The 23,389-nt window shown below is 62.6% G+C and carries 20 protein-coding genes; 8 read left to right on the forward strand and 12 right to left on the reverse strand.

From position 1 onward, the window contains the following. Nucleotides 1–14: 14 nt before the first annotated feature. From C8C89_RS26655 to C8C89_RS26675, 5 genes are all read right to left on the reverse strand, one after another. Nucleotides 15–1,499: an NCS1 family nucleobase:cation symporter-1 gene (locus tag C8C89_RS26655; RefSeq protein ID WP_133994106.1), complete on the reverse strand. Its 1,485-nt coding sequence runs from the start codon at nucleotides 1,497–1,499 to the stop codon at nucleotides 15–17. Nucleotides 1,500–1,622: 123 nt separating this feature from the next. Continuing rightward, nucleotides 1,623–2,903, reverse strand: a complete 1,281-nt coding sequence (preA, locus tag C8C89_RS26660) for an NAD-dependent dihydropyrimidine dehydrogenase subunit PreA (RefSeq protein ID WP_208327820.1) — start codon at nucleotides 2,901–2,903, stop codon at nucleotides 1,623–1,625. After that, nucleotides 2,903–4,270 carry an NAD(P)-dependent oxidoreductase gene (locus tag C8C89_RS26665; RefSeq protein ID WP_101484004.1) on the reverse strand — a complete coding sequence of 456 codons (1,368 nt, stop codon included), beginning with the start codon at nucleotides 4,268–4,270 and terminating at the stop codon, nucleotides 2,903–2,905. The genes preA and C8C89_RS26665 overlap by 1 nt, the downstream gene beginning before the upstream one ends. A gap of 45 nt (nucleotides 4,271–4,315) precedes the next feature. Next, complete coding sequence (locus C8C89_RS26670; protein WP_133994108.1) at nucleotides 4,316–5,818, reverse strand: CoA-acylating methylmalonate-semialdehyde dehydrogenase; 1,503 nt, start codon at nucleotides 5,816–5,818, stop codon at nucleotides 4,316–4,318. An 8-nt stretch (nucleotides 5,819–5,826) separates the two neighbouring features. Continuing rightward, a complete protein-coding gene (locus C8C89_RS26675; protein WP_133994110.1) occupies nucleotides 5,827–7,143 on the reverse strand; it encodes an aspartate aminotransferase family protein in 1,317 nt (438 codons plus the stop codon). Between the two features lie 253 nt (nucleotides 7,144–7,396). Between C8C89_RS26675 and C8C89_RS26680 the strand changes: the two genes are divergently transcribed. The 6 genes from C8C89_RS26680 to C8C89_RS26705 all read left to right on the forward strand — a co-directional run bounded on the left by C8C89_RS26680 (nucleotide 7,397) and on the right by C8C89_RS26705 (nucleotide 12,263). Then, nucleotides 7,397–8,800 (forward strand): PLP-dependent aminotransferase family protein, encoded by a 1,404-nt coding sequence (locus tag C8C89_RS26680; RefSeq protein WP_243858456.1) that lies wholly within the window; start codon nucleotides 7,397–7,399, stop codon nucleotides 8,798–8,800. Nucleotides 8,801–8,810: 10 nt separating this feature from the next. Continuing rightward, nucleotides 8,811–9,488, forward strand: coding sequence for a TetR/AcrR family transcriptional regulator (locus C8C89_RS26685; RefSeq protein ID WP_101484000.1), 678 nt, complete (start codon nucleotides 8,811–8,813; stop codon nucleotides 9,486–9,488). Between the two features lie 93 nt (nucleotides 9,489–9,581). Next, entirely contained in the window at nucleotides 9,582–10,097 is a 516-nt protein-coding gene (locus tag C8C89_RS26690; RefSeq protein WP_133994114.1) for a hypothetical protein, read from the forward strand. A 137-nt stretch (nucleotides 10,098–10,234) separates the two neighbouring features. Next, complete coding sequence (locus C8C89_RS26695; RefSeq protein ID WP_133994116.1) at nucleotides 10,235–10,504, forward strand: hypothetical protein; 270 nt, start codon at nucleotides 10,235–10,237, stop codon at nucleotides 10,502–10,504. A gap of 161 nt (nucleotides 10,505–10,665) precedes the next feature. Beyond that, nucleotides 10,666–11,088 (forward strand): VOC family protein, encoded by a 423-nt coding sequence (locus C8C89_RS26700; protein ID WP_101483997.1) that lies wholly within the window; start codon nucleotides 10,666–10,668, stop codon nucleotides 11,086–11,088. An 11-nt stretch (nucleotides 11,089–11,099) separates the two neighbouring features. Continuing rightward, nucleotides 11,100–12,263, forward strand: coding sequence for a dipeptidase (locus C8C89_RS26705; RefSeq protein ID WP_133994118.1), 1,164 nt, complete (start codon nucleotides 11,100–11,102; stop codon nucleotides 12,261–12,263). Here C8C89_RS26705 and C8C89_RS26710 read toward each other — a convergent pair. The 7 genes from C8C89_RS26710 to xapA form a co-directional block, all read right to left on the reverse strand. Continuing rightward, a complete protein-coding gene (locus C8C89_RS26710; RefSeq protein ID WP_133994120.1) occupies nucleotides 12,260–13,471 on the reverse strand; it encodes a nucleoside deaminase in 1,212 nt (403 codons plus the stop codon). The two genes, C8C89_RS26705 and C8C89_RS26710, sit on opposite strands and share 4 nt — an antisense overlap. A 10-nt stretch (nucleotides 13,472–13,481) precedes the next feature. Further along, entirely contained in the window at nucleotides 13,482–13,889 is a 408-nt protein-coding gene (locus C8C89_RS26715; RefSeq protein ID WP_101483994.1) for a cytidine deaminase, read from the reverse strand. Between the two features lie 106 nt (nucleotides 13,890–13,995). Next, complete coding sequence (gene deoA, locus C8C89_RS26720; protein ID WP_133994122.1) at nucleotides 13,996–15,318, reverse strand: thymidine phosphorylase; 1,323 nt, start codon at nucleotides 15,316–15,318, stop codon at nucleotides 13,996–13,998. 75 nt (nucleotides 15,319–15,393) lie between these two features. Further along, on the reverse strand, nucleotides 15,394–17,745 hold the full coding sequence (locus C8C89_RS26725; RefSeq protein WP_133994201.1) for an aldehyde dehydrogenase family protein: 2,352 nt from the start codon (nucleotides 17,743–17,745) through the stop codon (nucleotides 15,394–15,396). Nucleotides 17,746–17,787: 42 nt separating this feature from the next. Next, a complete protein-coding gene (gene deoC / locus C8C89_RS26730; protein WP_133994125.1) occupies nucleotides 17,788–18,747 on the reverse strand; it encodes a deoxyribose-phosphate aldolase in 960 nt (319 codons plus the stop codon). Continuing rightward, nucleotides 18,744–19,937 (reverse strand): phosphopentomutase, encoded by a 1,194-nt coding sequence (locus C8C89_RS26735; RefSeq protein WP_101483990.1) that lies wholly within the window; start codon nucleotides 19,935–19,937, stop codon nucleotides 18,744–18,746. The genes deoC and C8C89_RS26735 overlap by 4 nt, the downstream gene beginning before the upstream one ends. Nucleotides 19,938–20,054: 117 nt before the next feature. After that, nucleotides 20,055–20,894: a xanthosine phosphorylase gene (xapA, locus tag C8C89_RS26740; protein ID WP_070312734.1), complete on the reverse strand. Its 840-nt coding sequence runs from the start codon at nucleotides 20,892–20,894 to the stop codon at nucleotides 20,055–20,057. 389 nt (nucleotides 20,895–21,283) lie between these two features. Here xapA and C8C89_RS26745 point away from each other — a divergent pair, with 389 nt between their 5' ends. Both C8C89_RS26745 and C8C89_RS26750 read left to right on the forward strand, forming a co-directional pair. Beyond that, on the forward strand, nucleotides 21,284–22,441 hold the full coding sequence (locus C8C89_RS26745) for a carbohydrate kinase (RefSeq protein WP_133994127.1): 1,158 nt from the start codon (nucleotides 21,284–21,286) through the stop codon (nucleotides 22,439–22,441). Nucleotides 22,442–22,453: 12 nt separating this feature from the next. Beyond that, nucleotides 22,454–23,374 carry a pseudouridine-5'-phosphate glycosidase gene (locus C8C89_RS26750; protein WP_101484873.1) on the forward strand — a complete coding sequence of 307 codons (921 nt, stop codon included), beginning with the start codon at nucleotides 22,454–22,456 and terminating at the stop codon, nucleotides 23,372–23,374. The last annotated feature ends 15 nt before the right edge of the window (nucleotides 23,375–23,389 follow it).

A 23,389-nucleotide genomic window follows, 5' to 3' on the forward strand; every position in this document is an offset into this window, starting at 1 on the left:
GTCTCCTTGAGTGATTACGACTGCGGCGCCTGCTGCACGTGCGCCACGGCCTTGCCCTTCATCATGACGCCGTAGACGACGGCGGCGATGGCCACGCCCACGAACCAGGCGTAGGTGTAGATGGCCTTAAAGCCTTCGGCCACGCCGGGAAACGCCGTGGGAAAGGCCGCATTCAGAAAACCGGGGATATTCGGCAGCACGGCGATAACAAAGGCGATCAGCGCTGCCATGTTCCAGCCATTGCCATATGAGTAGATGCCGTCATCGCGGTACAGCTGCCTGACGTCGAGCTGCGTCTTGCGCACAAAGTAGTAGTCGACGATGAGGATGCCGGCGATGGGCCCCAGCAGGGCCGAGTAACCGATCAGCCACGTGAAGATATAGCCCTGCGTCGATTCGAGCACCTTCCACGGCATCATGACAATGGCGATGAAGGCCGTGATGTAGCCGCCCATCTTGTACGAAATCTGCTTGGGTGCCAGCGAGGAAAAGTCGTAGGCCGGCCCCACCAGGTTGGCCGCCAGGTTGACGCTGACCGTGTCGATCAGCAAGATGATCAGGGCGATCAACACGGCGGCGCCCGTCATGCGGCTGGCCAGGTCGACAGGATCCCAGATGGCCTTGCCATACATGACCACGGAGCCTGCCGTGACGATCACGGCCAGCATGGCCAGCAATCCCATGGGCACGGGCAAGCCGATGGACTGGCCGATCACCTGGTCGCGCTGCGTCCTGGCAAAGCGCGTGAAGTCGGGAATATTCAGTGCCAGGGTCGCCCAGAAACCCACCATGGCTGTCAACGATGGCCAGAAAACGCTCCAGAACTGGCCCGCCTTCTTACCGCCGGGGATGAATTGCGATGGCTGGTCCAGCAGGCTGGCCACGCCGCCGGCCTTGCTGTGCACCCAGTACAGCAGCACAAAGCAGATGAGAATTTTCAAGGGCGCCGTATAGGTTTCCAGCTTGCGGATCGATTCCATGCCGTGCAGGATGTAATAGAACTGGATGGCCCAGAAAGCCAGGAAGCACAGCAACTGGCTGCCGTTGATGCCAAGTCCCGCGATCTTCTCGCCGCCCAGTTCATGCCCCAACAGCACGCCCATCAGGGTGTAAATCATCTGGCCACCGAACCACGTCTGGATGCCATACCAGCCGCAGGCGACAATGGCGCGCATCAGGGCCGGCAGCCGGGCGCCCATGGTGCCAAACGAGGCGCGCGCCAGTACGGCATACGGAATGCCGTACTTGGTGCCAGCATGCCCGATCAGGAGCATGGGCAAGAGCACGATGGCGTTGGCGAGAAATACCGTGAGCACCGCCTGGTAGCCGGACATGCCGCTGTCGATCAGGCTGGCCGACAGGGTGTAGGCGGGAATGCACATCACCATGCCAACCCACAGCGCGGCGAAGTGATACCAGCGCCAGGTGCGCTGCGCCGCAGTGGTGGGCGCAAGGTCTTCATTCCAGAGTTGCGTGTTGCCTGAATAGTCGTGGTTCACAGGTATGCTCCATCGGTTGGGAGGGGATCGGTATTATAGAAACGGCTGCAGCCTAGCTTACCGCAAAGGACGGCTGCCGTTTACAAAATAAACACACGCAAGATACATGCCTTGCTGCGTTCCCTATGCCGTCTCCACCAACGCATGCGGGTTGCGTGGGTCCTGCGTCCAGTTCATGTACGGCTTGTCCGTGACCTGCGGCACCATCGTGATGCAGCCCTGCACCGGACAGGTGATTTCGCACAGGTTGCAGCCCACGCATTCCTCCTTGATCACCTCATACGTCCGCATGCCTGCAGCGTCGATCAGTTGCGCAATCGACTGGTGCGAGGTGTCTTCGCAGGCCACGTAGCACTTGCCGCATTTGATGCAATCATCCTGGTTGATATGCGCGATGACCTGGTAATTCATGTCCAGGTATTTCCAGTCCGTCGTATTGGCCACGGCCTTGCCGGAAAAATCGCTGATGCGTTCGTAGCCCTTCTCGTCCATCCAGCGCGACAGGCCATCCTTCATCTCTTCGACGATGCGAAAACCATGCAGCATGGCCGCCGTGCACACCTGCACGCAGCCGGCGCCCAGGGCGATGAATTCGGCCGCGTCGCGCCAGTTGCCGATGCCGCCGATGCCTGAAATGGGCAAGCCGCGCGTCTGCGGATCACGGGCGATTTCCGCCACCATGTTCAGGGCGATCGGTTTCACCGCAGACCCGCAATAGCCACCGTGCGTGCTGGCGCCGCCCACAATGGGCAGGGCCACCATGCGGTCCAGGTCCAGCGAGGTGATCGAGTTGATGGTGTTGATCAGCGAAACGGCGTCCGCACCGCCCGCCTTGGCCGCGCGCGCCGGCATCCGCACGTCCGTGATGTTGGGCGTTAGCTTGACAATGACGGGAAGACGGCTGTGCTTTTTGCACCACGCGGTGACCATCTGCACGTACTCGGGCACCTGGCCCACGGCGGCCCCCATGCCCCGCTCCGGCATGCCATGCGGGCAGCCGAAATTGAGTTCGATGCCGTCCGCTCCTGTCGCTTCCACCTTCGGCAAAATGTCGGCCCAATAGTGCTCTTCGCAGGGCAGCATCAGGGAGACGATCATGGCGCGGTCGGGCCAGTCCTTTTTCACCTGCGTGATTTCGCGCAGATTGATCTCCAACGAGCGGTCGGTAATGAGTTCGATATTATTGAAGCCCACCACTTCGCGGTTCTTGCCGTACAGGGCGGAGTAGCGCGACGAGACGTTGACGGCGGCCGGGTCTTCACCCAGCGTTTTCCACACGACGCCACCCCACCCCGCTTCGAACGCGCGCACCACGTTGTAGGCCTTGTCGGTGGGTGGCGCAGAAGCCAGCCAGAAAGGATTCGGCGCCTTGATGCCGCAAAAATCGATGCTGAGATCAGCCATTATGCAGCCTCCACTTTATTCAGGAAATCGGAATGGATGGCCAGTGCGGCCAGCTTGCCATGCTGGACGGCTTGCACCGTCAAGTCCTGCCCCGGCGCCACGCAGTCGCCGCCCGCGTAGATGCCCGGCAGCACCGTGCGAAAGCCCGCATCGACGGCGATCTTGTCGCCCTCGCGTTTCAACAGAGACGCCATCGGGTCATGCAGTACTTCAGTGTCCAGGCTCTGGCCGATCGCCTTGAAGATGGCGTCGGCCGCCACGTCGAAGGTCTCGCCGGTGCCCGCCAGGCGCGTGCCCTGCATCCGCGTTTTCTCGAAACGCATGCCGGCCACATGGCCAGCCGCGTCGAGCAGCACCTGCTGCGGCTGGGCCCACGTAAGCATGCGCACCTGGTTCGCCTTGGCGATCTCCTGTTCGTGATGAGTGGCCGTCATGGCGTCGAAGCCGCGCCGGTACACAAGGGTAACCTCCTCCGCGCCCAGGCGCTGAATTTGCACGGCCATGTCGATGGCCGTGTTGCCGGCGCCAATCACAATGGCCCGCTTCGGCACGGGCAGCGCGGCCAGGTCGTCCGCCTGGCGCAGCGCGGCGATGTAGTCGACGGCAGCCAGCAAACCGGGTGCGTCCTCGCCCGTCAAGCCCAGCTTGCGGCTGGCCCCCAGGCCCAGGCCGAGGAAGACGGCATCGTACTGCGCGTGCAGGTCGCGCAGTTGCAGGTTCTCGCCCAACACCTGGCGACATCGGATTTCAATGCCGCCTATGCCCAACAAGAATTCGACCTCCTTCTGGGCGAAATCGTCCGTCAGCTTGTACTTGGCGATGCCGTATTCATTCAAGCCACCTGCCTTGCCTTCCTTCTCGAAGATCACCACGTCGTGCCCCAGCATGGCCAGGCGGTGCGCGCACGACAGCCCGGCCGGCCCAGCGCCGACAATGGCAATCGTCTTGCCCGTGGCGGCCGCCCGTTTGAACGGGTGCGCCGTGAAATGCATGTGGTCGACAGCATAGCGCTGCAACAGGCCGATCTTGACAGGCTGGCCTTCCGCGTCGTGGTTGCGCACGCAGACGTCTTCACACAGGATTTCCGTGGGACAGACGCGGGCGCAGCTGCCGCCCAGGATGTTCTGTTTCAGAATGCCAGCGGCGGCGCCATTGATGTTCTTGTCGTGGATGTTGCGGATGAAGCTGGCCACGTCGATTTCCGACGGACAGATGCGGCTGCACGGCGCATCGTAGCAGTACAGGCAGCGGGCGCTTTCGATGGCTGCCTGGCGCGCGCTCAAAGGCGGCGCTAGGTCCGTGAAATGGCCCGCCAATTCCTCGTTGGGCAGGGCGGGATGCGGCAAATAGTTCAGGGACTCGATCATCGCGTTTTCCTTCTTTGATCCTGCGGTGGATTTAGTGTAAAACCGTCACTTCATCTGGGGAAAAGCAAATTCCACACCAGCGCTTGCCGTGTTTGGCCAGCGCTGCATCACGGCCTTGTGCCGCGTATAAAAACGCACGCCTTCGGGACCATAGGCATGGTGGTCACCAAACATGCTGCGCTTCCAGCCGCCAAAACTGTTGAAGGCCATCGGCACGGGCAAGGGAATGTTGACGCCCACCATGCCGACTTGGATCTGACGCACGAATTCGCGCGCCACGCCGCCGTCGCGCGTGTAGATGGCCACGCCGTTGCCATACTCGTTGGCGTTGATCAGCTCCACCGCATGCACCACGTCAGGACAGCGCAGCACGCACAGCACGGGGCCGAAAATCTCTTCCTTGTAGATGCTCATGTCGCGCGTCACATGGTCAAATAAAGTACCGCCGACAAAGAAGCCGTTCTCGCGGCCCGGCACCACATGGTTGCGGCCATCGACCACCAAAGTCGCGCCCTGCTCCACGCCCGAGGCGATAAGTTTTTCGATGCGCTGCTTGGCTGCCAGCGACACGACCGGTCCCATTTCCGCCCCATCAGCCATGCCGTCGCGCACTTTCAGTGCAGCCGTGCGCGTTGCCAGTGCGTCGATCAACTTGTCGCCCGCGTCGCCCACGGCCACGACGACGGAGATGGCCATGCAGCGTTCGCCAGCAGAACCGTAAGCGGCGCCGATCAGTGCATCGACCGTCATGTCCATGTCCGCGTCGGGCATCACCACCATGTGGTTCTTCGCGCCCCCCAGCGCTTGCACGCGCTTGCCGCTGGCGCTGCCACGCGCATAAATGTATTCGGCGATCGGCGTCGAGCCGACAAAGCTGATCGCCTGCACCACGGGGTGGTCGAGCAAGGCATCGACCGTCACCTTGTCTCCCTGCACCACGTTGAAAACGCCGTCGGGCAGACCTGCTTCTTTCAGCAATTTCGCGTGCAGCAAGGAGGCCGACGGATCGCGCTCGGACGGTTTCAAGACGAAGGTATTGCCGCAGGCGATGGCGACGGGGAACATCCACATCGGCACCATCACGGGGAAGTTGAATGGCGTGATGCCGGCCACCACACCTAGCGCCTGGCGCATGGACCAGGCGTCGATGCCGCGCGAAATCTGGTCCGTGAATTCACCTTTCAACAGCTGCGGAATACCGACGGCAAACTCCACCATCTCGATGCCGCGCGCCACTTCGCCCTGTGCATCGGCAAAGGTCTTGCCATGCTCGCGCGTGAGCATGGCGGCAAAGTCATCCGTGTGCTGCTGGCACAGCTGCAGGTAGCGGAACAGGACACGGGCGCGCGTCAGGGGCGGCGTAGCGGACCACGAAGGAAAGGCGGCGGCCGCCGCCTGCACGGCCGCGTCGACGTCTTCCACGGTGCCCAGGGCCACGCGGGCTACGGGTACGCCCAGGGCGGGGTTGTAGACGTCGCCGTAGCGGCCACTCCGGGTGTCGACTTTGGCGCCGTTGATGTAGTGGGTGATGGTATCGAGATCGTTCATGACCGTCCTTAATCGAGATTTTTTAATACCTTGGCCAGCTTGCCGAATAGCTCGTCGATATGCTGTTTTTCCAGCACCAGCGGCGGCGACAGGGCGATGATGTCGCCCGTCGTGCGTATCAGCACGCCGTCGGCGAAGGCCTGCTTGAAGGCGTTGAAGGCGCGCGCACCGGGCTTGCCGGCGATGGGGGCGAGTTCGATGCCGGCGATCAGGCCGATGCTGCGCAAGTCGATCACGTGCGGCAGCCCCTTCAGGGAATGCACGGCGTCGCTCCAATACGCCTGCATGCTTTTCGCGTGACCCAGGATGTCCTGCTCCTCGAACACCTGCAGGGTGGCCAGCGAGGCGGCGCAGGCCAGCGGGTGACCGGAATACGTATAGCCGTGGAACAGTTCAATACCGGGTGGCGCGTCCATGAAGGCATCGTGGATATATTGCTTGCTGAATACGGCGCCCATCGGCACCATGCCATTGGTCAGTCCCTTGGCCGCCGTCATCAGGTCCGGCTCGACGTCGAAATAGTCGGCGGCGAATGGCGTCGTCATGCGGCCGAAACCCGTGATGACTTCATCGAAAATCAGCAGGATGCCATGCTTGGTGCACAGCTCGCGCAAGCGTTTCAGATAGCCTTTCGGCGGGATCAGCACGCCCGTGGAGCCAGCCACAGGTTCGACGATGACGGCGGCAATCGTCGAGGCGTCGTGCAGCGCAACGATGCGTTCCAGTTCATCGGCCAGGTGGGTGCCGTATTCGGGTTCGCCCACCGTGTAGGCATTCTTGTCCAGGTTATGCGTGTGCGGCAGGTGGTCCACGCCGGGCAGCAAGGGGCCGAAGGTCTTGCGGTTGCCACCGATGCCGCCCACGGAAATGCCGCCGAAGCCCACGCCGTGATAACCGCGTTCGCGGCCGATCAAACGAGTACGTGCACCCTCACCGCGCACCCGGTGATAGGCCAGCGCGATTTTTAACGCCGTGTCCACGGCCTCGGAACCGGAGTTGGTATAAAAGACGTGACCGAACTTGTGGCCCGTGTAGTCCATCAGTTTTTCCGCCAGGTCGAAGGCGGCTGGATGGCCCATCTGGAAGGTGGGTGCGAAGTCGAGCTGGCCCACCATTTCGCGGATGGCGCCGACGATTTTCGGCTGCGCATGGCCGCATGGCACGCACCAGAGGCCGGCGGTTCCATCGAGGATGGCGTTGCCATCGACATCCTTGTAATACATGCCTTCGGCCGAGACCAGCAAGCGTGGGTTGGCCTTGAAATCACGGTTATTGGTAAACGGCATCCAGAATGCCGACATCGATTCCGGCCTTGTTTCGTTCATGACCTTCTCCTTGAGATGGGCTGGCAGAGCGCCAGGATCGTTTTTGACGAAGCGTAAAATAATTTACCAGTTGGCAAAAAGCTGATGTAATAATAGTCAGGACATTCCCAATGGCACAGATACACAAACGGCAAAGTATCCCAACCGTACAGGTCGGAAAACCATTACAGTTTTGTGCAAGGCAGCATAAGGAGCCACCGTGAAGCACAGCGACAGCGCAGACGATGCCCCCGAGCAAGGCAGTGGTTGGCCCATGCTGGACATCGACCGCCAGAAAAAGGGCGGCCTCGTCGAACAGATCGTCATCGCCATCAGCGTCATGGTGGGTAGCCGCGCCCTGCGCATCGGCACGCGCATGCCCTCCGTGCGCCAGTTCGCCCGGTGCAATGGCGTGTCGACGTTCACCGTCGTCGAATCGTATGATCGCCTGGTCAACCTGGGCTTGCTGTCGTCGCGGCGCGGCTCCGGCTATTTCGTCGCACGCCACGATATCGCCGCCTCGCCGCAAGCGGCGGTGCATGCCAGCCCCACCGCCATCGACGCCCTCACGCCGGACCTGTATTCGGGCGTGTCCGATGCCCTGCCCGTGGGTGCGGGCTGGCTGCCGCCCGAGATGTATGGCGAAGCGACCGTGCTCGATGCCGTGCGCCAGGCCATGCGCATACCCGCCAGCCGGCTGCGCGGCTACGGCCATCCGCTGGGCTTTCCCTCGCTGCGCCAGCACCTGGCAACAAGCCTGTCGGAAGAGCTGTTCCAGGTCGAGCCAGACCAGGTCCTGCTGACGCACGGCGCCACGCACGCCTTCGATTTGATCTTGCGCAGCCTGACCAAGCCGGGCGACACCGTGCTGGTGGAAGACCCCGGCTACAGCAATCTGCAGTCGCTGATACGCCACCACGGCTGCATCCCCGTCGGTATAGCGCGTGGCGAGGCGGGACTCGACCTCGATGCACTGGCCAGCGAGGCCGCGCGCACCCAGCCCAAGCTGATGTTCGTCAACACGGTGCTGCAAAATCCGCTGGGTACCTCACTGAGCCAGGCGCAGACGCACCGCCTGCTGGCGCTGGCCGAGCAATTCGATTTTTGGCTGGTGGAAGACGATATCTACCGCGAACTGGCGGCGCGCGGCGAAGCTTCGCTGGCGGCGATGGATGGCTTGCGCCGCGTGATCCGCGTGGGCAGCTTTTCCAAGACCTTGTCGCCCGTGCTGCGCGTCGGCTCCATCTGTGCCTCGCCCCCTCTGGTGGCCGAACTGGTGCGCGTCAAAATGCTGGCGGGTCTGACGACATCCGAAATCAATGAGCGCGCCGTCTACCACGCCATCTCCGCGCGGCCCTACAAGCGCATGGTGGAACGGCTGGTGGCGCAGCTCGACTCGGCCCGGGAACGCAGCATCGACTGCCTGGCGCAGGCGGGGATGGCGCCGGTGGCGCGTCCGCGTGGCGGCATGTTCGTCAGCGCCGGCTGGCCCGATATCCAGACGCCGGAATGGAATGGCAAAATCATCGCCGACATGGCATTAAAGGCCGGCATCTTGCTGTCGCCGAACGAATTTTTCATGCTGCGCGCGCCCGAGACGGTGTGGTTCCGCTTCAACGTGGCCTACACCGACAACTCCGTGCTGCAGGCATTCCTGCAATCGATACGCCCACGCTAAAGAATCCGCCATGGCCAGCGACAAATCCCCTGCCCTTTCCGTGAAAACTGCCGGCGGCCGGCGCCTGCAAAACCGCGACCGCCTGGAAACGGACATCCTGGAGCAAGCCGTGCGCGCGTTCGCCGAAAGCGGCTATGAGGGCGCGTCGATCGCCACCATCGCCGAGCGAGCCGGCCTGTCGAAGCAAAACCTGATGTATTACTTCCCGTCCAAGCAGCTGCTCTACCAACGCGTGCTCGACGACGTGCTCGACGACTGGCTGGCGCGCATGGAGTCGCTGGCCAATGAACACGACGAGCCACGCGACGTGCTGCGTGCGTACATCGGCGCCAAGCTGCGTTTTTCGCGCGAACAGCCATGGGCTTCGCGCGTGTATGCGCTCGAAGTGATCAATGGCGCCCCCCTGTACGGTGCACAGATACGCGACAGGGTCGTGCCCCTGCTGCGCAAGGATATCGCCGTTTTCGAAGCCTGGATCGCCGCCGGCAGGATCGCGCCCGTCAACGCCACCCACCTGATGTTCGCCATCTGGGCCATGACGCAATCGTATGCGGATTTTTCGGCGCAGATGACCCTGGTGCTGGAACGCAAGCAGCTCACGCGCAAGGATTACGAGGATGCCGAAATCCTGCTCACGCACATGGTGCAGGCGGCCATCGCCCTGCCTGCGGCAGCGCCCGCTACGTGACGAAATTTCCAACGAACAATCTGGCAGTGATAGCATGGCGCGCTGGAGCGTTTGCAATAGCGACGCCATCTATCGACAGGATAAGGAACAGGCATGAAACAATGGTCATCGGCGCGCACCGCGTCATTGCTGGGCAAGGCTGCCTGCGCGGCGCTGCTGGCAGTGGCATCCACGGCACAGGCGCAGACAGTGGGCATGATAGACAATCAGCCGCTGAGCGAAACCTGGCTCAACGCGGGCTTTTATTCGTATCACTTTCAGCGCGACAAGAATCTGAACGACAGCAATCCGGGCCTGGGCGCCGAATACCGTTTTTCCACGGTCGCGTCGGCCACGACCGGCCGCTTCTACAATAGCGACCGCGCCTACTCGAACTATGTGGGCGTGTATTATCAGCCCATCAAGGTAGGCCCGTTGCGCGTCGGCGCCGTCGTTGGCGGCTTCAGCGGCTATCCGAAGATGCGCGATGGCGGCTGGTTCCCGGCCCTGGTCCCCACCATCAGCTATGAATACCAGCGCGTGGGCGTGAATATCGCCATCGTGCCTTCCTACAAGGACCGCCTGTATGGCGCCCTCAGTTTCCAGCTGAAACTCAAGGTCTTCGAGTAACCGTTTGTCTTCGCCTGTCACCGTTCGCTCCGCCATTCCTGCCATTCGTCGCATACGCGATGTTCGGCGGCAAGGTTTTGCCTATAGTGGTTTCATCGCCAGCCTGCATACGGCAGCGGCAACCACAGGAGAACGGCATGAAAGACATCAATTCGGCACCGGGCAGCACTTCCTTCAGCGCTTTCTGGAGCGAGCTGTGCGCTTACACGCGCCAGGGCATGGCCGCCCTGCGCGCCATGTCCTGGCCCATGCTGCTGGCGTGCTGCCTGGGACTGGCGTTCCTGATCACCATCTTGCCGCTTGCTATCATGCTGTTTGCCCTCGTCATGCTGCTGAAATGGGCAAGCAACAGCGACGATGCCAGTGCAGACGAGAAAACGCCGGATTCGCAGCAGTCGCCGCAATAAAAATTTTCGTCGTGGCAAGAGTGCAATGATTGTTCTATGGCACTATGAGTGCGCGCGGCACTGACGGACATCAAACCCATCACGATGGATGGGGTCTGATACGGAACGCCGCGCAAGATTAATAATCGAAGCTACTCCCCATCTGCCATAGGAGTTTTCTGATGACCACGACAGCAAAAGCCACAACAGGTACGACCATTCCCTGCCTGCGCTACCGCGATGCCCCCGCAGCCATCGAATGGCTGTGTACCGCACTCGGTTTTGAAAAACAATTGATCGTGCCTGACGGCAACGGTGGTGTCGCCCACGCGCAACTGAGCTTTGGCAATGGTATGGTCATGGTGGCACCAGCCCTCGACAGCGACTATGGCCGCCTGATGAAACTGCCTGGCGACATCGGCGGCGCCAACACGCAAAACTGCTACCTGGTCGTCAGCGATGCCGATGCCGTCTACCGCAGCGCACGCGAAGCCGGCGCCGAGATCGTGCTCGACATCAAGGATGAAGACTACGGCGGACGGGGCTTTACCTGCCGCGATCCGGAAGGCCATATCTGGAGCCTGGGCACCTACGATCCATGGTAAGACGGAGAACAATGATTATCACCACCCTCACCGCCGCCAGCCTTGCACTGGTCGGCGGCTTCCTGTCCGCTCCCGGACTGGTCGACCAGCAAATCAATCGAGTCTATTCCCAAGCTGCCAAGGCGCCGACGGCCACTACCCAGGCCCTGCACCAGCGCCTGTGGATCGCCGACCTGCACGCCGACAGCCTGCTGTGGCAACGCAATCTGAACCGCGACAGCCAGCGCGGCCATGTCGACTTTCCCCGCCTGCAGCGGGGCAACGTGGCACTGCAAGCCTTTTCCGTTGTCACCAAGACGCCGCGCAAGATGAATATCGAGCGCAATGGCAGCGACACGGACAACATCACGGCACTGGTAGTGGCACAAGCTTTGCCACCTGCCACCTGGAACAGCCTGCTGGCGCGCGCCACTTACCAGGCCGATGAATTGCGCCAGCAAGTGGCCAGGAGCAATGGCAAGGTCCGGGTGATCGGCAGCCGCGCCCAGCTGCGCAGCTTCATTACCGCGCGCGAAAAAGACCCCGCCCTGCTGGCCGGCTGGCTGACACTGGAAGGTGCACATGCGCTCGAAGGCAAGCTGGACAACCTTGATACCTTGTACAAGGCGGGCTTCCGCATGGCCGCGCCCACGCATTTCTTTGATACAGAACTGTCCGGCTCCCAGCACGGCCTGAAAAAAGGCGGCCTGACGCCGCTGGGCCGGCAATGGTTGCGCGACATGGAACAGCGCAAGATGATCGTCGATCTGGCGCACGCCTCGCCAACCACCATCGACGACGTATTAACCATGGCGAAACGCCCCGTGATGGTGTCGCACACGGGCGTGCGCGGCACTTGCGCCAACGGCCGCAACCTCAGCGACGCACAATTGAAACGCATCGCCGCCCAGGGTGGCCTGGTGGGCATCGGCTTCTGGAATACGGCCGTCTGCGGCAAGGATGTGGCATCCATCGCGCGCGCCATCAAGTACACGGTAAAACTGATCGGCGCGGAACACGTGGCCTATGGTTCGGACTTCGATGGCGCCGTCACCACCGCTATCGACGCGGCAGGCCTGCCGCGCCTGACGCAGGCGCTGCTCGATGCGGGCTTGTCGGAAGCGCAAATTCGCCGCGTGGCGGGCGAAAACGTGCGCGACTTTTTACTCAAGAACCTGCCCGACGATGACGCCTAGGCCAAGGCCTTGACCAGGGCCTGGTCCGCCACCTGGTGTGGCCGGATACGTATCAGTTTGCGGTATAGCGGCGGCATGGCGTCGCACAGCGCCAGCAGCGCGTCTTGCGCCATGGCCGGGCGCACGTACTGGAATTGCGCGGGATTATTCTCCGGCACCGCCCCTTCCATGGTGGAACCATAGGCGCCCAGGGTCATGAAACTGGCGGCACTGTCGTCCGGCCCGACGGCCAGCACGAAGGTGCCATGCTTGGGATGACCCAGATAACTTTTGATTTCTTCCTGCAGCGCCGGCTCGGCGCCAGCCATCAATTCATAACGCAATTGCGCGTACTGGCGCGTGCATTCCATGAAAGGCGTGCGAATCAGAGAGCGCGCCAGCTGGCCCGGCATGCACAGCAGCAGGTTGCCAAAGGAATCGAGCAAGGCGGCTGCGTCGCCCTGGCCGCCATCGCGCGCGTCCTGCTCCATGGCCGCCTGCAGGAATGGCGCCAGGCCGGCATCGGGCGCATGCGGCGCGCAGCGGTAAGTCAGGGCGTCGGGATAGCGGCGGCGCAAAGCGCGCACCACGGCATGCTCGGATGGCAAGGTGGCGGGATCGCGCAAGTGCACATCGTCGCCGGCGTTCAACAGCTGCATCACCTGGGCCGATGTCGCTTCAAACACGAGCGAGCACAGTGCCTGCGTCGCCTCGTGGATGCTCTTGCCAATGAAAAAAGATTTGGGAGCGGCGCCGGAAGGCACGCGCGCATACTCGGTGGCGCCGCGCACGGCCGGATAGCAAAAGCTGCGGCCAGCCTGCACCTGCAGCGGCGCCGGCAAGGCCGTGAACGTGGCAGCGCCATCGTAATTGACGCCGGCCTTGACATCGGGCGCGGCCACCACCACATTGAAACCGGCAGCCAAAATCGCCCCCGTGCACATGCAGCAAGGGTCGAGCGAAGTGACGATAGTCAGTTCGCCTGGCGGCGGCAAGGGCGTGCCCTTGGCGCGCTCGGCGAAATACCAGTCCACCAACTGACGCTCGCCATGCGCGGTGGGGTCGAACACCAGGCCCTGGCGCACGACATTGTTGTGCATCGATTGCAGCACGTTGCCGGTGCCATCGAGCAGCACGCCGCCCACGCCAAAGGTACCTTGCGTCTTGGCCGCCATGGCTTCGGCCGCGGCAATCGCCACGGCCGCCTGGATGTCGATCGTCTTGTTCAAGCGTATCCTGTTACTTCATGTCCAGGTCGGAATTGCCGAAGCCGTGTGGCAGCAGCCAGCCCGCCGTCACTTCCATGACATCGTTTTTCAGATTGGTAAGGATCACGGGCAGGTCGGCGCCGCCCATCTCGAACATCACCTGGCGGCAGGCGCCGCATGGCGAGATCGGTTCCGCCGTGTCTCCCGTGACGGCCAGCTTGGCGAAGTCGCCCGGTTTGCAGCCATGCGCGATGGCGCTGAAAAACGCCGTGCGCTCGGCGCAGTTGCACAGGCCATACGCGGCGTTTTCCACGTTACAGCCACGGAAGACGCGACCATCCTTGCACAGCAATGCCGCGCCCACCTTGAAACGCGAATACGGCGCGTAGGCCAGTTCACGGCCGGCGTTGGCTTCCGCGATCAGTTCTTGGTTGTTCATTTTTTCTGTCATACCTTTGAAATCATTAAGGCCGGGGTCAGCCCCTCAATGCCGCTGACGCATAGCTCAGCGTTCTCGCAAACGGGAGGCAGACCCCTGTGTTACTTTAGGGACGAATCGTACGGTAAATCACCGGATTGGCCGTCAACGCGATCGCGCTGATGGCATACGCTTCCTGGATTTCCTTGACGGCTTGCTGCGCCGCCGCTTCCGTGCGCGCGTGCACCATGGCCAACGGCTGGCCAACGGCAACTTGCTCGCCCAGGCCCACCAAATCCGTCAGGCCGACGGCGAAATCGATGCTGTCGCTTGGACGGCGACGGCCACCGCCCAGTGCGACGACTGCCAGGCCGATGCCGCGGCAATCGCGCACATTGGCAAAACCGGCGGTGAGCGCTGGCGCCGGCACGACGAATGGCGCCTGTTCCAGATGCTTGTCCGGATTCTCGACCAGGTCCGCCGGGCCGCCCAGGGCGGACACCATGCGAGAGAAGCGTTCAGCCGCTTCGCCCGAATCGAGGGCCGCCATCAATTTGACGCGCGCTTCCTCTTCGGTGGCGGCCAGGCCACCCAGCACCAGCATCTCGGCGCACAGCGCCAGGGTCACTTCATGCAGGCGTGCGGGACGCGAACGGCCCGTCAGGTAATCCATGGCACCACGCACTTCCAGCGCATTGCCGGCGTACGGCGCCAACGATTCATTCATGTCCGTCAAAATAGCCGAGGTCTGCATGCCCGCGCCATTGCCGACGGCGACGATGCTCTCGGCCAGCTCCACCGACTTGTCGTAGGTAGGCATGAAGGCGCCCGTGCCCACTTTCACGTCCATCACCAGCGCGTCCAGGCCCGCCGACAGTTTCTTCGACAGGATGGAGCCGGTGATCATGGCCACAGATTCCACCGTGGCGGTGACGTCGCGGATACTGTAAAAACGCTTGTCGGCCGGTGCCAGCTGCGCCGTCTGGCCGATAATGGCCACGCCAACCTCATTGACTACTTTGCGGAACAATTCATTGTCCGGCACCGTGCAATAGCCGGGAATGGCGTCGAACTTGTCCAGGGTGCCGCCGGTATGGCCCAGGCCGCGGCCAGAGATCATCGGCACGTAGCCGCCGCACGCGGCGATCATGGGACCCAGCAGCAGGGAAACCACATCGCCCACGCCGCCCGTCGAATGCTTGTCGACGACGGGACCAGGCAGGTTCAGCGAACGCCAGTCCAGCACGTGGCCGGAATCGCGCATGGCCAGGGTGAACGCCACGCGCTCGTCCATGTTCATGTCATTGAAAAAGACGGCCATGCCCAGTGCCGCGATCTGGCCTTCGCTGACGCTGCCGTCAGTGATGCCGCGCACGAAAAACTGGATTTCCTCGGCGCTCAAAACACCCTTGTCGCGCTTCTTGCGGATGATTTCTTGGGTTAACAACATGGAATAACTCCAATCATGAGATCTGGGGTCAGAGCCGACGGCTCTGACCCCAGCTTTTCCAGCACTACTTATCGATTAGACGCCGTAAGGGATCCACACGTTTTTCACTTGCGACGCATGCGCCAGCACGGCACGGCCACCGCTTTGAGCGGCACTGTACCAGTCGCGGCCTTTGGCGCCACCGACCCAGGTGCGCTTCAGGGTACCGGCCGACAGACGCTCGACTTCCGCGCAGCCTTCGCCGGAACCGTCATGGCGCCAGACGGCGTCGATGTCGGCGTGTGTCGCCAGGGTGCGCGCCAGTTCATCGGCGTTGCCGCTGATGATGTTGACGACGCCGCCCGGCAAGTCGGACGTATCGAAGACCTGGTACAGGTCCAGCGCGGAGAGCGGATGCGCCTCCGACGGCACTACCACCACACGGTTGCCCAGCGCGATGGCCGGCGCCACCAGCGAGATGAAGCCGAGCAGTGGCGCTTCATTCGGGCAGACGATGCCGATCACGCCGACCGCTTCGTTGAGCGCCACGGTGATGCCCTTGGTAGGCGGCTGGTGCGCCAGGCCGTCGTACTTGTCGGCCCAGGCGGCGTAGTAGAACAGGCGCTCGATCGATGCCTGTACTTCCTTCTCCGGATTTTTACTGCCCGTCATGGCGGCGATGCGGGCGGCGAATTCGTCGGCGCGCGCTGCCAGATTCTCGGCGATGTAGTACAGCACTTGCGCGCGGTTGTGCGCCGTAGCGCTGGTCCAGCCGGACGCTTTATGTGCCGCTTCGACGGCATTGCGGATATCCTTGCGGCTACCCACGCCCACTTCGGCCAGCAGAGTGCCATTGGCGCCGAACACGGGTGCGCTGTAGGCGCTGTCAGGGCGCGCCTGCTTGCCGCCGATGTACATCTTGGCCGTGCGGTCGATGGCGAACGGATCGGCTGCCGCCGGTTTCGCGTTGCCTTTAGCCTTGGCTTCCACTACCGGCAAGGCCGGGCGCGCATCTTCGGCCAGGGCCGTCATGTATTCCAGCATGCCTTCGCGGCCGCCTTCGCGACCGAAACCCGACTCGCGGTAGCCGCCGAAGCCGCAAGCGGCGTCGAACTGGTTCGCGCTATTGATCCACACCACGCCGGCCTTGATGGCGGGAGCAATGTCCAGCGCCAGGCTGATCGACTCGGTCCACACGCTGGCGGCCAGGCCGTACACCGTGTTGTTCGCCAGCTGCACCGCTTCGGGCGGCGTGCGGAAGCTCATGGCCACCAGCACGGGGCCGAAGATTTCAGCCTGTGCCACGGCAGCCGAGGTCGACGCGCCCGTGATCAGCGTAGGCGGGAACCAGGAGCCGTCCGCCGGCAATTCGCACGCGGGCTGCCAGACGTCGCAGCCTTCGGCTCTAGCCGAATCGACCAGCGCGGCGATACGCTGGCGCTGCACAGGGTCGACCAGCGCGCCCACGTCCATCGATTTGTCCAGGGGCGAACCAAGGCGCAGGTTTTCCATGCGCGCGCGCACCTTGTTCAGGAAGCGCTCCTGGATCGATTCCTGCACCAGCAGGCGCGAACCGGCGCAGCACACTTGCCCTTGGTTGAACCAGATCGAATCGACCAGGCCTTCCACGGCACCATCCAGGTCAGCGTCTTCGAAGACGATGAACGGCGACTTGCCTCCCAGCTCCAGGGACAGCTTCTTGCCGCTGCCGGCCGTCGCTACACGAATCAAACGGCCCACTTCCGTGGAGCCCGTAAACGCGATCTTGTCGACGCCAGGGTGCTTGACGATGGCCGAGCCCACGCGGCCGTCGCCGGTGACAATATTGACCACGCCGGCCGGCACGCCCGCCTGCACGCACAATTCAGCGAACAGCATGGCGGTCAGCGACGTGAATTCGGCCGGCTTGAAGACCACCGTGTTACCGGCCGCCAGCGCCGGGGCGATTTTCCACGACAGCATCAGCAGGGGGAAATTCCACGGCACGATCTGTCCCACCACGCCCACGGCGCGGTAGTCGGCGAATTCTTCCGATTGCAGCTGCGCCCAGCCGGCGTGATGGTAGAAGTGGCGCGCGGCCAGCGGCAGGTCGATATCGCGCGTTTCGCGGATGGTCTTGCCGTTGTCCAGGGTTTCGAGCACGGCGAACAGGCGCGAATGCCTTTGCAGCAGACGGGCCAGCGCATACATGACTTTCGCGCGGCCGTGGCCGCCCATGCCCTGCCATACGGGCAGCGCGCGGCGTGCCGCTTCCACGGCGCGTTCCACGTCAGCATCAGTGGCTTGCGTCAGCTCGGCCAGCTGCGTGCCGTCGGCAGGATTGGTCGAGGCGAACAGCTCCGCCGGCTCGCTCCATGCATTGTCGATGAACAGACCGAATGTGCGCTGGTGGCCATCGAGCCACGCCTGCGCTTCTTTTTGACTTTCGGGAGCAGGGCCGTAGTCCATAGTAGTGAGAATCTCGTTAATTGTTGGCATGACGATTGTTCTTTAAGGTTGTGCGTGACGATGATTGGCCGAGTAGCTGCCGGTGACGTAGTGCTCGAGCTGGCGCTCGATGTCGGTCAGCAGGCTGGAAGCGCCGATGCGGAACAGGTGCGGCTGCAGCCATTCGTTACCCAGTTCTTCCTTCATCAGGGTCAGGAACTGCAGCGCGCTCTTGGCCGAACTGACGCCGCCGGCCGGCTTGAAGCCCACCTTGAAACCCGTCTGCTCGTAGTATTCGCGCACCGTGCGCACCATCGTCAGGGCCACGGGTATGGTGGCGTTCACGCTTTCCTTGCCGGTGGAGGTCTTGATGAAATCGGCGCCCGCCATCATGCAGACCCACGATGCCTTGGCCACGTTTTCCATGGTCAGCAAGTCGCCCGTGGCGAGAATCGCCTTCACGTGCGCTTCGCCGCACGCCTTGCGGTAAGCGAGCATTTCGTCGTACAGCACTTGCCAGTTGCCGTTCAGGACGTGCTGGCGCGTGATGACGATATCGATTTCGGAAGCGCCTGCGGCGACCGACAGTTCGATCTCGCGCAGCTTCGTTTCCATGTTCGTCAGGCCGGCCGGGAAGGCGGTCGACACGGCGGCGATAGGCAAACGGCCCTGGATGACGTTTACGGCCGGGGCGATCATCTCGTGGTACACGCACACGGCGCCGGTGCTCAGTTCCGTCAGGCCCAGTGCATCCATCAGGTCTGCGCGCAGCGGGCGCATGGCCTTCATGCACAGACGTTCCACGCGGCCTGGCGTATCGTCGCCGCCCAGGGTGGTCAGGTCGATCATCTGGATGGCTTTGACCAGCCAGGCGGCCTGGTATTCCTTTTTCACCGTACGGCGGTTCGCCAGGCTGGCCGCGCGGCGGTCCGTCGCGGCGCGGTTGACGCGGATCTGGTTGATCCAGCCCAGGTCGAGGCCTACGGCCTCGTTACGCTTGAATTCGGGGTGCATGAGTGTCATAACAAGCTGGTTCCATTAGCAAGTGGTGGTACGCCAAGGTGCTTGGCGAGGGTTTGGCCAATATCGGAGAAGGTCTCGGAAATACCCAGTGCGCGCGGGGCGACGCCGGGGCCGAAGAAGATCATCGGTATATGTTCGCGGGTGTGGTCGGAGCCGTGCCAGGTGGGGTCGCAGCCATGGTCGGCGGTGATCACGACCAGGTCGCCATCTTTGAGTTTGGCCATGAATTCAGGCAGGCGGGCATCCATTTCGCGCAGCGCATCGGCATAGCCCTCGACGTTGCGACGGTGGCCGAAAGCCTGGTCGAAATCGACGAAGTTCACAAAAGTGAGCGACTTGTCCTGCACTTCATCGGCCGTCTTCAACAGCGCTTCGAACAGCGCCATGTTGTCGACGCCCTTGACGACGCGCGAGATGCCCTGGGTGGCGAAAATGTCGCTGATCTTGCCCAGGCCGACGACTTCGCCGCCCGCATTTTTCACGTGATCGAGCAGGGTCGGTGCGGGTGGCGCGACGGCGTAGTCGTGGCGGTTGGAAGTGCGCGTGTAGTTGCCATTGCTGCCCGTGAACGGGCGGGCGATGACGCGGCCGATGTTGTATGGCTCCACCAGCTTGAAAGCCATTTCGCACACTTGGTACAGGCGCTCGAGGCCGAACGATTCTTCGTGCGCGGCGATCTGCATCACCGAGTCGCCCGACGTATAAATAATCAGCTTGCCGGTGGCGACGTGTTCATCGCCATGCTTGTTGATGATGTCCGTGCCCGAGGCATGGCAGTCGCCCAGGAAGCCGGGGACGCCGGACATGGCTTTCAGCTTGTCGGTCAGGTCAGCGGGGAACGACGGCGTGGTGCGAGGGAAGTAGCCCCAGTCGAATTCGACGGGCACGCCGGCGATTTCCCAGTGGCCGCTCTGCGTGTCCTTGCCGGTGGAGCGCTCGCGCGCCGCGCCGTAGGCACCGGTAAAACCGTCGCGCTGGTCGAAGCCCGAGGCCCATTCGCCGCTGGCCAGGTGCGCGGCGGCGCCCAGTCCCAGGCGTTCCATGTTCGGGAGTTTCAAGGTCTTGCCGCTTTTGGCGACAGTGCTGGCAATGTGGCCAAAGGTATTGGCACCTGCGTCGCCATACTTGGCGGCGTCTGGCGTCGCGCCAAGGCCGAAGGAATCAAGCAGGAGGATAAATGCGCGTGACATGATAAGGCTCGCTTTATGGATTGATGCGGGGTGATGCGGACAGTGTAGGCCGGATTTCCCCGGCCTGCCGCGCGGCAGCGCCGGTGGCCGGCGCGCCGCTACTGCGTAAAAAGGTGCTTAGGCTTGCGGCGTAGCCGATACGGTCGCCAGGAAAGCCAGGATCAGCTTGACCAGATCTTTCGCGCCGATGGCCGCGTATTTCAGGGTTTGCTCGTGCGACAGTGCGAATGGCGACATGCCTTCGGCCAGGTTGGTGATGACGGACACGCCCACCACTTTCAGGTCGCAATGACGGGCCGAGACCACTTCCGGCACCACGGACATGCCGACCGTGTCGGCGCCCAGGCGGGCCATCATGCGGATTTCAGCAGCCGTCTCGAAGTTCGGGCCAGGGTAGGCGACGAACACGCCCTCGTGCAGGGTGATGCCGTTCGAGGCAGCCGTGTCCTTGACCAGCTTGCGCAGGTCCGCATCATAGGCGTTGGCCATGCTGAAGAAGCGCGGGCCGAAGCGGTCGTCGTTCGGGCCGACCATCGGCGTGCCTGGCAGCAGGTTGATATGGTCGCTGATGGCCACCAGGCTGCCGGCGTCCACTTCAGGGCGCAGGGAACCGGCGGCGTTAGTGACGAACAGCATTTCGCAGCCCAGCAGTTTCAGCGTGCGGATGGCGCTCGTCATCACGCCCATGCCATAGCCTTCATAGAAGTGGCCACGGCCCTTCATGCAGACGACGGCGACGCCCGACAGGGTACCGACCACCAGTTCGCCGGCATGGCCGTGCACGGTGCTGATAGGGAAGCCTGGCAATTCGTCAAAGCTGATGCTGACGGCATCCGTCATCTGCTCGGCCAACACACCCAGGCCGGAGCCGAGGATCATCGCCACGCGCGGCTTGAAATTTTCAGGAGCGCGGGCACGGATGATTTCGGCGGCGTGGAAAGGGGTGTTGTTCGACATGGTTATCCTCTGATTGACTAATGATGATGGTTGCTGCCTGCGTGGCCGTGCCCGGTGAGGGATTACGGCCCAGGTATCGGGTATGTTTGCTGTTACAGGTATATCGAAATGCGTATTGCTTCTATTTGCCGCCACTATGCATCAAACGGAATATGTATGGCAAATACCATTTTTCTTGCCCATTTATACAATTCAAATATAAATGGCCGATATTATAGTCCAGGCAAGCGCTCGCCTGCCAGCAGCGGCCACGCCCCGGCGATGCCCCGGAAATGCATGCATACATGCTCCATACGAACACGTTTCGCGCTCTCCTGACACGAACTTGACATCAAACAGACAAATGTTTACAGTTTCAGACAAATGTTTAAACCTTCAGTGAAAACCTTGTGACCGATACCAATAAAAAAGACCAGCTGTACACGCTGATCCGCAACAACCCCTTCATCTCGCAGCAAGACCTGGCGAGCGAACTGGGCTTGTCGCGCTCTGCCGTCGCCGGCCACATCGCCGGATTGATCCGCGAGCGCCGCCTGCTGGGACGCGCCTACGTGCTGCCCGATAGCCGCCCCGTGCTGTGCATAGGCGCCGCCAACCTCGACCGCAAGATGCGCACCATGGCAACCCTGCAGATGGGGACCTCGAATCCCGTGCGTTCGGAAGAAGTGTTTGGCGGCGTAGGCCGCAACATCGCGGAAAACCTGGCCCGCCTGGCTATTCCCGTCGCCTTGCTGACGGCGCTGGGCGACGACGCGGCCGGCCACGCCCTGCAGACGCATGCGGAAGACGCGGGCATCGATATGCGCGGCAGCTTGCATCTGAGCAACACCAGCAGCGGCACCTATACGGCCGTGCTCGACGAACATGGCGAAATGCTGCTGGCGATGGCCAACATGCAACTCTACGAACAGCTGACCCCGGCCTTCTTGCATAGCCGTCAACCGCAGCGCGCCGCCGCCGCCCTCACCGTCTGCGACCTGAACCTGGGCCACGACAGCGTGCAGGCATTGCTGGCCGACGCGCGCCAGGACGCGGCCAACGCGACGCCGCTCGTCATCGTCGCCGTCTCGCAGCCGAAGATGGCGCACTTGCCGCAAGACCTGACGGGCTTGCACCTGCTGATCCTTAACCGGGGCGAACTGGAAACGCGCGTGGCGCGGGCCTTGCCAACGGCGTTTGACGTGCGCGCCGCCTGTCGTGAAGTGCAGCGCCAGGGCGCGCGCCAGGTGATCGTCACCTGCGGCGGCGAAGGCGTGTACTTTACAGATGGCGAAAGCCCGGACGCGCCTGTCGTGCATCTGGCCGCGCGCGAAGTGGACGCCGTCGACGTGACGGGCGCCGGCGACGCGTTTTCCGCCGCCGTCTGCTGGTCGCTCTACCACGACAGCAGCGACTTGAAACTGGCGTGCCGGCGCGGCCTGAAGCTGGCCGCCATGACGCTGGAATCCGATGCCACCGTCTCGCCCCTGATTTCGGCGGGCGCGCTCGACGACATCGACGACGCCGATCTGGCGCCACCTCCCCCTACCCTCTTTCAACAGGATTGAACCATGACGCAACTGAATAATTTCCTCTCGTTCTCGCAAGAAGTCCTCGACGCGCGCGCCGCCGGCAAGGCCATCGTGGCACTAGAATCGACCATCATTTCGCACGGCATGCCGTATCCGCAAAACGTGGAAATGGCACGCGAAGTGGAACAGATCATCCGCGACGGCGGCGCCGTGCCGGCCACTATCGCCATCATCGACGGCAAAATCTGCGTAGGCCTCTCGCCCGAGCAGCTGGAATTGCTGGGCACTTCGCCCGACGCCATGAAAGTCAGCCGCCGCGACCTGCCGTTCGTCTTGTCGCAAGGCAAGCTGGGCGCCACCACCGTGGCCGCCACCATGATTTGCGCGGAACTGGCCGGCATCGCCGTATTCGTCACGGGCGGCATCGGCGGCGTGCACCGCGGCGCAGAAACCAGCTTCGACATTTCCGCCGACTTGCAGGAACTGGCGCAAACGTCGGTGGCCGTCGTCTGCGCGGGCGTCAAATCCATCCTCGACATCGGCCTGACCCTGGAATACCTGGAAACCCATGGCGTGCCCGTCATCAGCGTAGGCCAGGAAGGTTTCCCCGCCTTCTTCACGCGCGAAAGCGGCTACAAAGCCGATTTCCGCCTCGACACGGCCGCCGAGCAGGCTGCCTTCATCGGTACCAAGTGGCAACTGGGATTGAAAGGCGGCGTGATCGTCAGCAACCCCGTGCCAGCCGCGCAAGCCATGCCCAAGGAAGAAATCGATGCGATCACCACGCAGGCCTTGCAGGAAGCGGATGCGGGCGGCGTGAAAGGCAAGCAAGTCACGCCATTCCTGTTGTCGCGCATTAAGCAGCTGACGGACGGGCGCAGCCTGGCGACGAATATCGCCCTGGTCAAGCACAATGCCCAGGTCGGTACGGCACTTGCCATTGCCATGCAGGCAGTCGTGGCACGATAATAGGACTGCTGTAAA

It is taken from the genome of Janthinobacterium sp. 75 (assembly GCF_004365495.1).
GTDB lineage: Bacteria > Pseudomonadota > Gammaproteobacteria > Burkholderiales > Burkholderiaceae_D > Janthinobacterium.

Coding starts and splice junctions, on each gene's coding strand:
- preA (WP_208327820.1), bottom strand. CDS start 2,903: ATGGCTGATCTCAGCATCGATTTTTGCGGCATCAAGGCGCCGAATCCT.
- C8C89_RS26665 (WP_101484004.1), bottom strand. CDS start 4,270: ATGATCGAGTCCCTGAACTATTTGCCGCATCCCGCCCTGCCCAACGAG.
- C8C89_RS26670 (WP_133994108.1), bottom strand. CDS start 5,818: ATGAACGATCTCGATACCATCACCCACTACATCAACGGCGCCAAAGTC.
- C8C89_RS26675 (WP_133994110.1), bottom strand. CDS start 7,143: ATGAACGAAACAAGGCCGGAATCGATGTCGGCATTCTGGATGCCGTTT.
- C8C89_RS26680 (WP_243858456.1), top strand. CDS start 7,397: ATGCTGGACATCGACCGCCAGAAAAAGGGCGGCCTCGTCGAACAGATC.
- C8C89_RS26685 (WP_101484000.1), top strand. CDS start 8,811: ATGGCCAGCGACAAATCCCCTGCCCTTTCCGTGAAAACTGCCGGCGGC.
- C8C89_RS26690 (WP_133994114.1), top strand. CDS start 9,582: ATGAAACAATGGTCATCGGCGCGCACCGCGTCATTGCTGGGCAAGGCT.
- C8C89_RS26695 (WP_133994116.1), top strand. CDS start 10,235: ATGAAAGACATCAATTCGGCACCGGGCAGCACTTCCTTCAGCGCTTTC.
- C8C89_RS26700 (WP_101483997.1), top strand. CDS start 10,666: ATGACCACGACAGCAAAAGCCACAACAGGTACGACCATTCCCTGCCTG.
- C8C89_RS26705 (WP_133994118.1), top strand. CDS start 11,100: ATGATTATCACCACCCTCACCGCCGCCAGCCTTGCACTGGTCGGCGGC.
- C8C89_RS26715 (WP_101483994.1), bottom strand. CDS start 13,889: ATGAACAACCAAGAACTGATCGCGGAAGCCAACGCCGGCCGTGAACTG.
- deoA (WP_133994122.1), bottom strand. CDS start 15,318: ATGTTGTTAACCCAAGAAATCATCCGCAAGAAGCGCGACAAGGGTGTT.
- C8C89_RS26725 (WP_133994201.1), bottom strand. CDS start 17,745: ATGGACTACGGCCCTGCTCCCGAAAGTCAAAAAGAAGCGCAGGCGTGG.
- deoC (WP_133994125.1), bottom strand. CDS start 18,747: ATGACACTCATGCACCCCGAATTCAAGCGTAACGAGGCCGTAGGCCTC.
- C8C89_RS26735 (WP_101483990.1), bottom strand. CDS start 19,937: ATGTCACGCGCATTTATCCTCCTGCTTGATTCCTTCGGCCTTGGCGCG.
- xapA (WP_070312734.1), bottom strand. CDS start 20,894: ATGTCGAACAACACCCCTTTCCACGCCGCCGAAATCATCCGTGCCCGC.